General features: G+C 40.9%; 17 protein-coding genes and 1 riboswitch. Of the genes, 8 read left to right on the top strand and 9 right to left on the bottom strand.

Annotated elements, in window-relative coordinates; translation table 11 throughout:
• Positions 1-1898 (top strand): ABC transporter permease (locus tag H8S54_RS10480; protein ID WP_186901462.1); only part of this gene is annotated, 1898 nt, incomplete at its 5' end.
• A gap of 114 nt (positions 1899-2012) precedes the next feature.
• On the opposite strand, the gene H8S54_RS10475 is transcribed toward H8S54_RS10480, so the two are convergent.
• The 4 genes from H8S54_RS10475 to H8S54_RS10460 all read right to left on the bottom strand — a co-directional run bounded on the left by H8S54_RS10475 (position 2013) and on the right by H8S54_RS10460 (position 4680).
• The gene (locus H8S54_RS10475) at positions 2013-2204 is read right to left on the bottom strand and encodes a hypothetical protein (protein ID WP_186901466.1); all 192 of its coding nucleotides are present in this window, start codon (positions 2202-2204) and stop codon (positions 2013-2015) included.
• A gap of 76 nt (positions 2205-2280) precedes the next feature.
• Positions 2281-3255 carry a MobV family relaxase gene (mobV, locus tag H8S54_RS10470; protein WP_186901461.1) on the bottom strand — a complete coding sequence of 325 codons (975 nt, stop codon included), beginning with the start codon at positions 3253-3255 and terminating at the stop codon, positions 2281-2283.
• Between the two features lie 35 nt (positions 3256-3290).
• The gene (locus tag H8S54_RS10465; RefSeq protein WP_186901460.1) at positions 3291-4085 is read right to left on the bottom strand and encodes a DUF5906 domain-containing protein; all 795 of its coding nucleotides are present in this window, start codon (positions 4083-4085) and stop codon (positions 3291-3293) included.
• Positions 4069-4680: a CHC2 zinc finger domain-containing protein gene (locus tag H8S54_RS10460; RefSeq protein ID WP_173765263.1), complete on the bottom strand. Its 612-nt coding sequence runs from the start codon at positions 4678-4680 to the stop codon at positions 4069-4071. The genes H8S54_RS10465 and H8S54_RS10460 overlap by 17 nt, the downstream gene beginning before the upstream one ends.
• 325 nt (positions 4681-5005) lie before the next feature.
• Between H8S54_RS10460 and H8S54_RS10455 the strand changes: the two genes are divergently transcribed.
• The 3 genes from H8S54_RS10455 (at position 5006) to H8S54_RS10445 (ending at position 6862) form a co-directional block, all read left to right on the top strand.
• The gene (locus H8S54_RS10455; protein ID WP_186901459.1) at positions 5006-5845 is read left to right on the top strand and encodes a helix-turn-helix domain-containing protein; all 840 of its coding nucleotides are present in this window, start codon (positions 5006-5008) and stop codon (positions 5843-5845) included.
• A gap of 472 nt (positions 5846-6317) precedes the next feature.
• On the top strand, positions 6318-6629 hold the full coding sequence (locus tag H8S54_RS10450) for a DUF4258 domain-containing protein (RefSeq protein WP_186901458.1): 312 nt from the start codon (positions 6318-6320) through the stop codon (positions 6627-6629).
• Positions 6630-6634: 5 nt separating this feature from the next.
• Positions 6635-6862 carry a type II toxin-antitoxin system MqsA family antitoxin gene (locus H8S54_RS10445; protein ID WP_021925096.1) on the top strand — a complete coding sequence of 76 codons (228 nt, stop codon included), beginning with the start codon at positions 6635-6637 and terminating at the stop codon, positions 6860-6862.
• Positions 6863-7038: 176 nt separating this feature from the next.
• Here H8S54_RS10445 and H8S54_RS10440 read toward each other — a convergent pair whose 3' ends face one another.
• Positions 7039-7503: an ABC transporter substrate-binding protein gene (locus tag H8S54_RS10440; RefSeq protein ID WP_021925097.1), complete on the bottom strand. Its 465-nt coding sequence runs from the start codon at positions 7501-7503 to the stop codon at positions 7039-7041.
• Between the two features lie 299 nt (positions 7504-7802).
• Positions 7803-8081 carry a hypothetical protein gene (locus H8S54_RS10435; RefSeq protein ID WP_021925099.1) on the bottom strand — a complete coding sequence of 93 codons (279 nt, stop codon included), beginning with the start codon at positions 8079-8081 and terminating at the stop codon, positions 7803-7805.
• A 153-nt stretch (positions 8082-8234) separates the two neighbouring features.
• Between H8S54_RS10435 and H8S54_RS10430 the strand changes: the two genes are divergently transcribed.
• Positions 8235-8921, top strand: coding sequence for a class I SAM-dependent methyltransferase (locus H8S54_RS10430; protein WP_330600161.1), 687 nt, complete (start codon positions 8235-8237; stop codon positions 8919-8921).
• Positions 8922-8974: 53 nt separating this feature from the next.
• Here H8S54_RS10430 and H8S54_RS10425 read toward each other — a convergent pair whose 3' ends face one another.
• A complete protein-coding gene (locus H8S54_RS10425) occupies positions 8975-9247 on the bottom strand; it encodes a DUF3784 domain-containing protein (protein ID WP_021925101.1) in 273 nt (90 codons plus the stop codon).
• 309 nt (positions 9248-9556) lie between these two features.
• Here H8S54_RS10425 and H8S54_RS10420 point away from each other — a divergent pair, with 309 nt between their 5' ends.
• Complete coding sequence (locus H8S54_RS10420; protein ID WP_021925102.1) at positions 9557-10594, top strand: helix-turn-helix domain-containing protein; 1038 nt, start codon at positions 9557-9559, stop codon at positions 10592-10594.
• Between the two features lie 25 nt (positions 10595-10619).
• Here the strand turns inward: H8S54_RS10420 and H8S54_RS10415 are convergent, their stop codons facing one another.
• Positions 10620-10952, bottom strand: a complete 333-nt coding sequence (locus H8S54_RS10415; protein ID WP_147343008.1) for an amino acid ABC transporter substrate-binding protein — start codon at positions 10950-10952, stop codon at positions 10620-10622.
• Positions 10910-11158 carry a hypothetical protein gene (locus H8S54_RS10410; protein ID WP_021925104.1) on the bottom strand — a complete coding sequence of 83 codons (249 nt, stop codon included), beginning with the start codon at positions 11156-11158 and terminating at the stop codon, positions 10910-10912. The genes H8S54_RS10415 and H8S54_RS10410 overlap by 43 nt, the downstream gene beginning before the upstream one ends.
• Positions 11159-11308: 150 nt before the next feature.
• Here H8S54_RS10410 and H8S54_RS10405 point away from each other — a divergent pair, with 150 nt between their 5' ends.
• Both H8S54_RS10405 and H8S54_RS10400 read left to right on the top strand, forming a co-directional pair.
• A complete protein-coding gene (locus H8S54_RS10405; RefSeq protein WP_173765283.1) occupies positions 11309-12670 on the top strand; it encodes a M20 family metallopeptidase in 1362 nt (453 codons plus the stop codon).
• Between the two features lie 62 nt (positions 12671-12732).
• Positions 12733-12805: riboswitch (cyclic di-GMP riboswitch) on the top strand.
• Positions 12806-12833: 28 nt separating this feature from the next.
• On the top strand, positions 12834-12977 hold the full coding sequence (locus H8S54_RS10400; RefSeq protein WP_173765285.1) for a hypothetical protein: 144 nt from the start codon (positions 12834-12836) through the stop codon (positions 12975-12977).
• The last annotated feature ends 135 nt before the right edge of the window (positions 12978-13112 follow it).

Here is a 13112-nt window from a genome sequence, read left to right as displayed (position 1 = left end):
AGGCATCTTATGTTGCTTTCGGGTCACAGGAGTTTTATGATGAGCACGTCGCAGATAATGACAGACAGTATAATATTTATTTTACTTTAAATGATTCTGCAAATGTATCTATGAATAATATTGATTCGGTTATAAAGCAGATTGCAGCAGCTTGTGGAATCGAAGAAAAAAACGTTATAGTCAATGATCTCTATTTGCAATGGGTCTTGCAGCCGAGTTATGAAACGATTGCGGTATGCGGGGTTTTGATTCTTGCAATTGTACTTTTCTCTGTTGTGGTTATTTATAATATTTTTCAGGTCGGTATTGCCAACAAGATACAGGAGTATGGAAAAATCAAGGCTCTGGGAGCGACAAAAAAGCAGATGAAACAACTGATCTTCAGAGAGGGCATTTTTTTGACATTTTTTTCAATACCAGTTGGATTGCTTTTGGGCTTTCTGATTGCAAAATGCGGTTTTAACTGGCTGGTAGAACAGGGGAACCTTGTATCAACCGGAACTGGCTCTATGGGAGTTCAAAATCAGCAGGTGCCTCTGTTTTCCCTGCCTGTTATGCTTCTCTGTATTTTCGTATCATTTCTTACCGTTGCTTTGGCACTGCGTAAACCAATGAAAATTGTTTCACGGATTTCACCTATCGAAGCAACACGGTATTTAGAAAATGCAGAAACACAAAAAAAAGGAAAACGAAATGGCAGAAAAAATGTCACCGTGTTTTCTATGGCAATGGCAAATGTAACGGGTAATCCCAAAAGAACTATTGGTACTATCCTCACAATGGGTTTTTCTTGCGTATTGTTTGTGATTATCTCTAATTATGTGGGAAATATTGACACGGAGCATGAAGCACGTCTTTCCGTTAATCATGGACAATTTGAACTGCAGCTTGACTATTCTGCTGAGTATGATGAAAGATATCCGGAGAATAATCTGGATACGATTCTGACGGATGATCCATTGAATGATTCGCTGATTGAAGAAATCAAAAGCATTCCGGGAGTAACAGATGTCATGACGAGAGAGATTGTCTCTGTAAATCTGAACGGAACAAGATTTCCGGCTACTATTGTGAGTAAAAAGGATTTTGATTTTATGCGCCAAGAAGGGGATATTGGCTCTATGGACTATGATCAGGCGGTAAAGAATGGTGATATTTTCTTTGGCTGGTCAACGTGGATGGAACAAGATGGATATGCTCCGGGTGAATCCATTGCATTTGACTTTGAGAATGGAAGTGGAAGCTATACCTATCAGGGAAAGATTGCAGGATCTTTTGTAAGTGCGGACACTTATCTTGTCATTCCGGAAGGTGTATATCGTTCCATGAATCCGAGAGGAACAGCCTATGGCTATCTGTGGGTGGACTGTGATAAAAAAGATGTGGCATCTGTAGAACAAAGTCTGAATACTTTGATTTCTAATACTTCGCATATAAAAATGGATACTTATCATGCGCAGTTACAATCTGCCGAATTTGCAAGCAGCATGATGAAGCTTGGCTGTTATCTGTTTATGGCTATTGTAGGACTCATCGGGTTTATGAATATGGCGAATACCATGATCATGAATATTACGACAAAAAAGCAGGAATATGGTATATTACAGGCTGTGGGTATGACAAATAAACAATTAAATTTATGCCTGCAGTTACAGGGACTGATTTTTACGGTTGGTACCATATGCGTAGCTTTGATCATTGGTCTGCCGCTCGGCTATGCACTTTTTTCCTATGCAAAACATAATGGAATATTTGGAATGAATATCTATCATGTTCCAATCGTACCAATTTTTATTATGATTTTTTTGGTCGGTCTGTTGCAGATTGTACTTTCCTGTGTTTTAAGCAGTAATCTGAAAAAGGAAACGCTGGTAGAAAGAATAAGGTATCAGGGATAGCAAGTAATATTCGCTGTACTAGGTCTTAACGAAGAGGAGAAATAGATAACTTCCATTTTACAGAAGAATTACGCAAAAAAGAAGCGGCGGCTCTGAAAACAAAAACTGGTTAAATTATACACTATCCCAGTGATTTTTAACCAGTGCTTTAATACCATCATGAATATTAGTGTTTGAATCTCCATCCAGAAATGTGACAACCCTGAAGCCAATATCAGCATATTTCTTACGTTCAGCTTCAAATTCTTCCTGTGAAGAAAAATCGGTACGCCAGAGATAATACGTTGGCTTCCGCAAGGTTATCACATCCTTTCTTTTAAATTTTCTATAACTATCATATAAAAAGTGGACAGTTTTCGTGTCTGTCCACTTTAAAATAATTTTACCGTTCACGGTCTGAATGGGTTAATTGTCCTCGTTTTGCCAGTTCCAGTATTTCTGGTGGAATACAATCCATCAGATTCTGGAGATTTTCATAGTCAGCTCTGAGCCTGGCATCATCCATTTTCTTTCGTATACTGCTGGACGTTGCTTCTTTTACCTGTCTGCTCAAATCCTGTGTCTGCCTTTTTAATGATACATTATCTGACTTTAAGGAACTAATCGTCTTATCATATTTCCGAACCTGTGTCTGAAAGTTCTCCATTGCGGGGAAAAACTTCTGTAAAAGTTCCACTGCTTTATCTGTATTTTTATCGGCATTAAAGAGATTTGTATTTTCCAGTAAATCCGTAATCTGCTTGGCCTGTCTGGTTAGATGTGCTGCTTCTTTGAAAAGTCGTGGTGGAATATGTTCATGCCCGGTCATGCTGGCGGCTTCTCCACGTTCCAGATCTGGATATTTTTCTACCATGTGTTTCCAGAACTCATCCTGCCACCAGGTCAGCTTTTTCTTATTTCCAAGAATCTCTTTTGCACAGAGCCTCCCATCTTGGGTTATCGGGACAAAAGAAAGGTGCATATGTGGAGTTTTCTCGTCCATATGCACCACAGCCGAAAGGATTGTTTTTGAATCTTGATATTTCTCTATAAATTCCAAAGCTGTTTGGAAATACGCTCTGATTTCGCTCTTTTTCTTACCTTTGAAAAATTCTGGTGTGGCAGTAATCAAAGCTTCAACAACACGTACACTGTCTTTGCGTGTCCGGCATCCGTATTCTTCAATCAGTCGATTCGATTCTGCCCGGTACTTTCTGACTGGCTCAATCAAGTGATAATTTAGATTTTTTCGACTGCTATCTATATCCGGATTGCTGGCATATTTTTCTTTTTTCCGTTCATTATGTGCTTCAATATTGCTGATTTCAGGTCCTTTGTATTTTGCAAGCCTTAAAATGCCGTATTGTGCTTTCTGCATTTGTATCTCCTCCTTTCCGAAAAACAGGCTAATTGTCATGCTACTTCCGACAGCCAGCCTGAAAAATATATAATGTGTAATTTGCATTGAATCACTATGTACATACGTACCAGATTGTATTTTGTCTGAACTGCAATCATAGCATCTGAGAAACTTCGATTTTTTAATGCAGTCATAGAATTTTCTTCACACCAGAGACGATAGCTCTCATGCAGTTCCTTGGAACTTGCACTTGCTTCTGGCTGAAAACGAATGTATCCTTCTGATTCTAAAAACTCCAGTACATTGTTATTGTCTCGTTTCACATTTTCACGATTCGCCTTGATGCGGGGACTTTCTGTAAATTTAAAATCCTGACGGACTAACCGTTGTAGTCCTTCAAACGCCCAGAGAAAAATACTTTCGGCTTCATTCTTCATTTTTTCTGCCAGATAGGGATCATCTACACGATCAGTAGGTTTCTCCTTTGTTGTCAGTACTAATTGCCTTCGGTAAAATCCATCACTCCGGTCATACAATGCCTGCAAATCACCATTACTGAATGCAAGCAGTCTGGAAAAAAGCCACCCCTGGTAACTTTGCTTTCCTTTACGTTCCAAGTCCATTTTTCCCTGAGCAGTAACAATGGATTTCACATAACTGGTCTGTTTCAGACTTTCGAATATTTCCCCACGAAGGGGCAGATCATCAGTAATCCGCCCCTCCGGAGTAAAAAATGCATTGTTGGCAAAGAGTATTTTATGCGTATGGAGAAATTCCTCACAAAAGGCAGCTTCATTGATATTGGTTCCGTCAAACCAAACTGGATAGTTACTAAGCTGCTTCTTCATATGTATCCTCCTCATCACGAGGTCCTGAAAGATATTTCAAATCTTCCAGATAGCCTGTTTCTTTCATGGATTTTACAACTTCAAAACCTTCCTCTTCATCTGCAAAGGTCAGATAGTCTGCCAGATATTCGATATAACTCAGACTTTCATATGCTTCTTCAAATCGTTCGTCCATAGGTAAATCCGGTCGTTCCGGTGCATACAGTGCTTTCCATTTTTCCAGACGGTGAAGATATTCACATACCATTTTCTGACATTCACATAATTCTTTCTGTCTGTTCTTTGTTTCCATGTACTCTGGCTTTTTCAGAGCTGCTATTACTGGCAGATTATCTGGTGTAATACCAAAATCTACAGCAATTTTCTTGGCGGCTTCATAGTTACTCAGTCCGAATAGATTTGCAACAAACTGAATCACATCTCCGGTTGCACCACAACCAAAGCAGTAGTAATAAGTGGTATTCAGTTTCATACTTGGATGATGGTCATTATGAAATGGACAACAGATCATGTTGTTTCTTCCAATTTTCATGCCATAATATTCTGCAGCCTGTCCGACTGTTACAGTTTCTTTTATTGTTTCAAATAATCTCATTCTATTTTCCTCCTGATTTAAGTTTGAATTTAGAGCTGTGCCGTTTTATCCAGTTCCTTTCCAGACAGGCAACCCTTCTCGGCGCTGTGTCGTCTCTTTGTGAGCGCTCTTTTCTAATCAGAAAATCGTGGCGGTTTATAAAGTTCCGGAACGGTCATTTAGTTTTCAAGGTTCTGTCTGATCCATCATGTTGACAGTTTAGCATGAAAAAATCGCACCCCTGATTTATTCACGTACAATGAAAATCAAGAATACGATTTGATAAAAAATTGCAAATTTGCACAGGCACAGATATAATGGAAGTAGTTTAGGAGGTGACAAAACAATGGGGAAATCTGATTTAATAGAAGATGAAACAAGTCTGGCATACCGATTAAGTAATTTGCGGAAAGACCATGATTTAAGCCAAAAACAGTTAGCCGATCAGCTTCATGTGACTCATTCGCAAATCAGTCGTATTGAGAGCGGTGAAACAAAAAATCCTAATATAAGCATTGTAATAGATGTCGCCAGGTTTTTTCATGTTTCAACAGATTATCTGCTTGGAATCACTCAGATCACTTCACCCAAAAGTTATGATATATCGGAACTTGGACTGTCGGAAGAATCGGTAACGAGACTGATTACCAGAAGAATAGATGTAGATATTTTGAACCGATTATTGGAGCATGAAAATTTTCCAAAATTATGTATTATGATTCGAAATTATTTTGATGATACCATTGCTGAGGGTATAATGGCACGAAATAAGGTGATTGATTTTGCTGTTGATCAACTGACTGATCTGATGACTGCAAAGCCATCAAAAAGAAAAGAGATTATAAAAGATAAGCAGTTTTTAAGTTCACAGAAAATAGGCGCGAATGAAGCAGACATTGAAAAAATCAAGATTCAATTTATGACAATATTACGTGATGTTAAATCTGGTATGCAGAAAAAAGAACCAACAAAAGCGGTTGCTACAGCCGAAGCCGTACAGATGATCCGGAATGCATTGCCTGATAAGCCGGCTTCCGATATTACAAGTACTGACGTAGCAAATGCAGTAGCTTATTATATGGGGCAAACAACAGATCTGAATGATGAGGGACTTGCAATGGTGCAGAATTTTGCAAAATATATCTGTGACAATAGTGTATCTGAGAAAAATTCAGAGGATGGCTAACGGAAGTATGGATATACCTTTCTTTAAATGTGGCATCGTCTGAATAACAGCATTGTTATGCTAATATTCAGACTTAGTTCTGTTCTTTCAGGCAACTCCTTTACGGAGTACCTTTCAGCACAGAATGCCGGGAATTGGGGATAATCGCAAGGATATAGAATTTCTTCCCGGCAGCCACAATTTCATAAAGGTATAACACACTAGACTTTCCTGAGGGAAAATCGTGTGCCAAGGGGAGTGCCGCCCCTTTGGATACCCTTGCTTGAATACTGAGATTATTTGGCAGGCGTCGCGGCTCCTGCATCTCTTTTAATCCATAGGGTGTGTGGTTGCAACGAAATTTACCACCTCAAATAATCATGTAATTATCATAGTCGAAAATTGGACATCTGTAAACTAGATTTAGGTATTATATGAGCAAAAAAATGATGTATAATATTCATAGATTACAACAATGTTAAGGAGAGAACGAATGAATTTAGAAATATATCAAAAATTGTGTGCTGAATCAAAAATTCTCTGGACACAGCATTGTTTACAGCGAATGCAGGAAAGAGATATCAGTCGTGCCGATGTAAAAAATGGAATTGCAACCGGTGAAATCATAGAAGATTATCCAGATGATTTTTCTAATCCAAGCTGTCTGATTTTTGGATATAATGTAAATGGGCAGATTTTGCATATTGTTGCAGGTTGTGATAATATAAATATATATATCATAACAGCGTACTATCCAGATACAAAGAAATTTGAAGATGATTTAAAGACTCGAAGAAAGAGGTGATGGATATGTGTATGTATTGTAAAAACAGTACAACAGTAAATAGTACAACAACACACGTCGTAAATTATAAAAATTGCATTATTGTAATTAAGAATGTTCCATGCCTTGAATGTGAGCAGTGTGGGGAAAAATATTATACGGACGAAGTTGCTGAACGACTTGAAACGATTGTAAATATGGCAAAGAAACTGATGCAGGAAATTGCTGTTATTGACTATCCACAGGTAGCTTAATAATTTTCTATATTTTTATTGCATTTTTTCTGAAAACACCGTATAGTATCAATCAGTGATCAGATTACAGATACTTGAGAAGCCTGTGATCGAGAGAGGGTGCCGAGGCCCCTCTCTTTTCTTTGCACTATTCAACCCATCCACCCAATTACACAAAATTACAATCGTCTCATAATTTACATTGATATATGCATGCCACCTTTACGTCCGCCAAGAACTTTCTTGCCTTTCAGGTCCTCCCATTTAAAATCAGGCATTTCCTCCCTGGCCACCAGGAAATTTCCAGCTCTCTGGGTGAGCTGTGCAAAGTTCACGGCCGGGTCGGTGGCACCTTCCTGATAGGCATAAATGGATGCCTCAGCCCCCATAAATCCAATATCTGCTTCACCAGAGATTAGTGCTGTCAGAACCTTATCTGCCCCAAATCCAGTCACCAGTGTCAGATCCAGCCCTTCTTCTGCGAAGTAGCCTTCTTCAATGGCCACATACTGCGGCGCATAAAAAATAGAATGCGCAACCTCATTCAGAGTAACCTTCGTAAGCTCTTTCTCCTCATTTTTTCCCGCAGTCACTGTAAACGGCAGCGCCGTCACCGCCAGAACCACTGCCGCCGCAGCCGAAATCCATTTTTTATTTCTCATGCAGATGAACTCCTTTTTTGACTTCTGATTTTAGGATATGCAAAAGGCACTCAAAGGGTTCAAAATAGAACAAATATACAGAGAGAAGTGAAAATACTACATTGTTATGTAATCGGCTATCACTTTACCGCTTGAAAGTAACGATTGTTTATGGTGAGTTGCAGCTAACTCATAAATACAGGAGGCACTATGATCAAGGTTACGAATTTATCAGAAAAAGAATTACGGGAAATTGGTCTTCAAACGGTACATCTGGTTCGTGAAGTATATCGCAAAAGGCGGGGACAATCTTGAAGCAATTATGAGAAAGCAAAAGCGGAAGTATGTAGTGGTCCAGCTTCTGGCAATTCCGGAAAAATACCAGCACCAGGGCCATATGCGCCAAAAGATTGTTTTCCATCGCCAGTTTCATCATAGATTTTTCTGACGGCCATCTGTCCATTACACAAACAGCTGCCAGAAGCCTGACCAGAAATCTCTTGCACCATCCCTACAGCACCCTTTCGAATCCCGAATGCGCATACCTCCATCAACAAAATGCCAAGTATCAAACCTTCCAACAGTACTTGTGCGATCATACTCTTTCTCCTCCTTCTGCTGGATCATTTTTCGCTTGCTTTGTCCGGTTAGTTTTATCTTACTTTTAGTTTAGCACACTCTTATATAGAGCTGCAACCGGAAGTTAGCGGTACCGAAAACAAAATTTTTGACTTTCCAGTGGATTTATGGTAATGTGGTTAGTAGTATCTAACGAAAAAATAAACGTGAAGGAGATGACTGCTATGACACCGGAAGAATATAAAAAACTCTCTATCAAAGAATTTACGCAGGCCGCAAAAGTCTATGACAGCGGACATGCTGGTATTTATGAAATGTGCAAGGATGATTACCCACCGATTCTGGCTGAACTGGAAAAAGAAGAGTTTCACGATGTGCTGGACTGCGGATGCGGAACAGGACCGATGATTGAGCTGCTTCATGAAAAATACCCGGATAAACATTATGTAGGGCTTGACCTCACCCCCGAAATGATCCGTGTGGCTCAGGCAAAAAATCTTTCCAATACGGAATTTCTCGTAGGCGACAGCGAAAATCTGCCTTTTGCAGAGGGTTCTTTTGATGCAGTTATTTGCTCCAACAGTTTCCATCACTATCCGAATCCCCAGGATTTTTTCAATAGTGCATATCGCGTTCTGAAAAAAGGCGGCCGCCTGGTTCTGCGTGATTATACCTTATCTGATTTCATTGTCTGGCTGATGAATCATCTGGAAATGCCGCTGGCAAACCTGGTTGGACACGGCGACGTAAAAATACATAAAGCTTCTGAATTCATCTCCATGGCACAGAAGGCTGGTTTCATCGTGCTGACTATGGAGAAGCAGAAAGGCTTTCGGGCGCATCTTGTGGCACGGAAATAAGTATTCGTTGGTTCAAAAAAGAGGGCGCTTCGGCGCTCTCCTTGACTTTCCCATTATATTGAAATATATACAAAAAATACTGGCAGGATGCTTTCAAACACACCCATGATCAATATGAGAACCGCTATAACAGCCATTCCGCTTCCCATTACTCTGCATAATTTTTTCTCTTTATATTTTGCCTTTTCTTCTTTGGACGCAGTATTGTATCCGGAAATAAGCCAGCTTCCACGCCCCAGAAGCAAAACTATGGAAAACACTGCAAATACTATAAAAGCAATCCATACAACCCAGTCTGGTCCCGCCGAGATATCTTTTAATTTCATTCGCAGCACCTCCGCAATTCTGATTTTACAGTATTTAAACAGGTTCTAAAGTATTTGGCAAAATTATAGCAGTTTCTATCTGGTTTTACAATACAAATATGGTACTATGAATTCCCTCCCATTTGCATCTCTGAAAACCCTTCTTATTTCCCACCAGTTAAAAAAATTGAAAATTACTTAACAACAATTCAATTGTCCCCTGTCCGCAATCCTGTTATGATTTACTTACAAAAGCTTTTGCTGTAACTGATTTTTATATATGATGATGTCACCGGCTGGTGACAAGTTCGTTTAGAGGAGATAACAGGAATGGACATTGGAAGTGTAATTAAGAAATACAGGAAAGAATCCGGTTTCACCCAGGAGGAGATGGCAAATCGGTTAGGAGTGACCACGCCGGCTGTGAATAAGTGGGAGAACGGCAATTCGAAGCCTGACATTGATTTGTTGGCGCCCATTGCAAGGCTGCTTCATATTTCCCTGGATACGCTGCTGGCTTTTCGGGAAAATCTTACAGATGCTGAGATTGAAGAACTGATCCGGGAAATGGAAAAAATGTTTTCCGAGGAAGGCTATGAGAAGACCTATCAGTGGGCAGTCAACACCATAAACGAGTACCCAAACTGCAATCTGCTCATCTGGCAGATCGCGGTCATGCTGGATTCCAGAAGAATCCTGGGAGAGTGCGAGAATCCGGACAGGTATGATGACCAGATTAATTCCTGGTATGAACTGGCGCTGAATGATGAGAACGAGAGCATCCAGCACCACGCAGCGGATTCCCTGTTTGGATTTTATTTAAGAAAACAGAACTACGAAATGGCAGAAAAATATTTAAACTATTTTTCCGACTATGACCCAATGAAAAAGGTAAACTGGGGCAGACTCTATATGGAGCAGGGAAAAACAGAAGAGGCATATGAAAAGCTGGAGAATGCTGTTTTTTCAGAATACACCACCTTAAATCTGGCTTTTTCCATTATGACAGCAAAGGCTCTTAAGGAAAAGAACGGTGCATACGCAAGATTTCTGGCGGAAAAAATGTGTACTCTGGCTGCTGTATTTGACATGGGAAAATATAACCAATGTGCCCCTTTGCTTAATATTGTAACTGCAGAGAAAAATGTGGAAGATACCTTCCAGGTAGCAAAGCAGCTTCTGGAAAATGTGGACACCATATGCGATTTCCGGGAATCCAGGCTGTACCAGCACATGGAATTCAAAACCGCCGAAAACCCATACACCAGGGAAATGGAAGAAAACCTGCTGACATTATTCCGGGACGGAGAGGACTTCTCCTACATGAAAGGCTATGAACCCTGGGAAAAACTGCTCGGTAAGTCATAATACTTATATGGTGTAAAAAAAGAGATTATCCGGGAAAAGGAACGCTTCGCCGGATAATCTCTATCGCCGGAATAAGCGTAGCCGCAGGAGAAGTTTTTCCATTGTATTTCAGATAAACCTTCTCATTATAATACCAGTCAGACTGAAGAATCTTGGTGATCGCATTATTTAATTCCGCGTACAGTTCCGGGCTTTTCTTGCTCACTCCCAAATAATAAGGAGAATATCCGATTTTCAAAATGGAATTCCAGAGATACTTGGAAATCTCTTTTTCTGCAACTGTTGTGGAAACAATGGCGTCCAGCTTGCCGCTGTTCATATCAGCGTACCGTTTCTCACTGCTTTCAAATAGGTCCACCTAAATACTTCCTTTATTGATTCCCATCCGGCATAATAGGCGATTTGCTGAAGATATTCATAGCCATATCCGGATTTGGGGGCATTTCCTTCTCCTTCCTGATAACCTGGATAAATCAGATAGCCAACGCGAACCTTTTTCAGTCTCTGGCCCGGTGTGTCATCAGCGTCTGCAGCCTGTACCCCTGCGTCAACAAAAGTCTGCAAGGATTTTGGAGTATTTTAGTGACGTGCAAAATTTAGATGTACAGTTTCTGACAACACTGCTATAATGAAACTGATAAAAACAAAAATACCCGGGAACCATAAGACCGGGCAGAAGTAAGCGAAATAACAGAACAGATATCAGGAGGAGCTATGAGTACTATAAAAGAAGAAATCCACGCATTATCAGAAGAAATGCTTACCAATCTTGGAAAGCTGGTTGCAATTGATTCCCAGCTTGCTCCGGCAAAAGAGGGAATGCCATTTGGGGAAGGCCCTGCCAAAGCACTTGAGATGGGACTTCAGATCGCACAGGAGCTTGGCTTTAAGACTGTGAATCTGGACAATTACTGCGGTTATGCAGAGATGGGCGAGGGAGAGGAAATCGTCGGCATCGCAGGACACCTGGATATTGTTCCGGTAGGCGGTGACTGGACTTATGACCCATTTGTGCTGACACGCAAAGGGGACTACGTATACGGCAGAGGAACCACAGATGACAAAGGACCTGTGATCGAAGCCCTCTATGCAATGAAGCTTCTCCGTGATTCCGGTGTGAAGCTGAACAAGCGTGTCCGCCTGATTATGGGCTGCAACGAGGAGACTGGCTCCAAATGCATGAAGCATTATAATGAAGTAGCAGAAGAGCTGTCCTGCGGCTTTACTCCGGATGCCAATTTCCCATGTATCCACGGCGAAAAAGGGCATATGTCTATGATGGCATACTCCAAGAATACAAAGATCATTTCTATGAACGGCGGATTTGTTTCCAATGCAGTGTGCGACAACTGCACCACCGTGATTCCGGCAGAAGCAAGGCTGAAAGAGAAGCTTGAGGCTGCTTTTTCCCAGACAAAGCTTCAGGAATATAAAGTAACAGAAGAGAACGGAACCCTTACCATCTATGCCAAAGGAGTTCCTGCCCATGCAAGCACACCGGCACTTGGAATCAATGCAGCAGGCGTAACCTGCCAGTGCCTGGAAGAGGCTGGATTTGAAGATGACTTCGTGAAATTTTACAACAGCCACATTGGCACAGACTGTGACGGTTCCGGTGTAGGCCTGAAATTCGCAGACGAATACGGCGACCTTACCTTCTGCAACGGCATTGTGAAAACACAGGACGGCGTGATTTCCTGTACTATTGATATCCGTGTTCCGGTTACCTTAAAGGCAGACCAGGTGCGCGAAATGTGCCAGGGCAGACTGGAAGACGAGAACGGACGCATTGAGATCGGAACAATCGGCAATCCTCTGTTTTTCCCAAGAGAGTCTCCGCTTGTCAATGCACTGTACAAAGCATACGTGGATGTAACCGGTGACACCGAAAACAAGCCAATGGTAATCGGCGGCGGAACCTATGCTAAATCCCTGAAGAATATTATCGCATTCGGACCTGAGAAACTGGGTATTGATTACCACATCCATGGTGCTGACGAGTTTATTCTTGTATCCGGCATGGAAGAGGCAGTTCTGGTATATATGGAAGCGATTAAGAATCTTCTTGCCATCTAAAAAATTGGTTGAAAAACAAAATCTTTAATGCTATAATTTTCCAGGACTAATCCAGTTCACAATTAAATAATGGGCAAAGCAGTCGAAAGGCTGTGACGCAATATAGGGCCTGTGAAATGGCAGCCAGTTGCAGATACAAGATGATGCAGGGGAATACTATAGATTGGTCTATGGTATTCCTCTTTTTGGTTACCAGAGAAACCATGCAGCAATACAGGAGAGAAATATATTTATGTGGGAGAAAGACATCCAGCTTGAAGAACTGAATACCGAAAACTCTGCTTCCTATGAGGAAATCTGTGAGTGATATGTTCTGAGCCATGTACCGAAGAAAGACCAGGAAGGCCTGCTTGGGAAAATGGATTACGAAAAAGTAGCAGAGATTCTTTCCTACAAGCCAGAGTACAGCTTTACCTATGAGAGTATCATCGAGGAAAAAAGC

The organism is Blautia segnis, from assembly GCF_014287535.1.
Classification (GTDB): domain Bacteria; phylum Bacillota; class Clostridia; order Lachnospirales; family Lachnospiraceae; genus Blautia_A; species Blautia_A acetigignens.
This window is presented reverse-complemented; position numbering and strand designations above follow the sequence as displayed.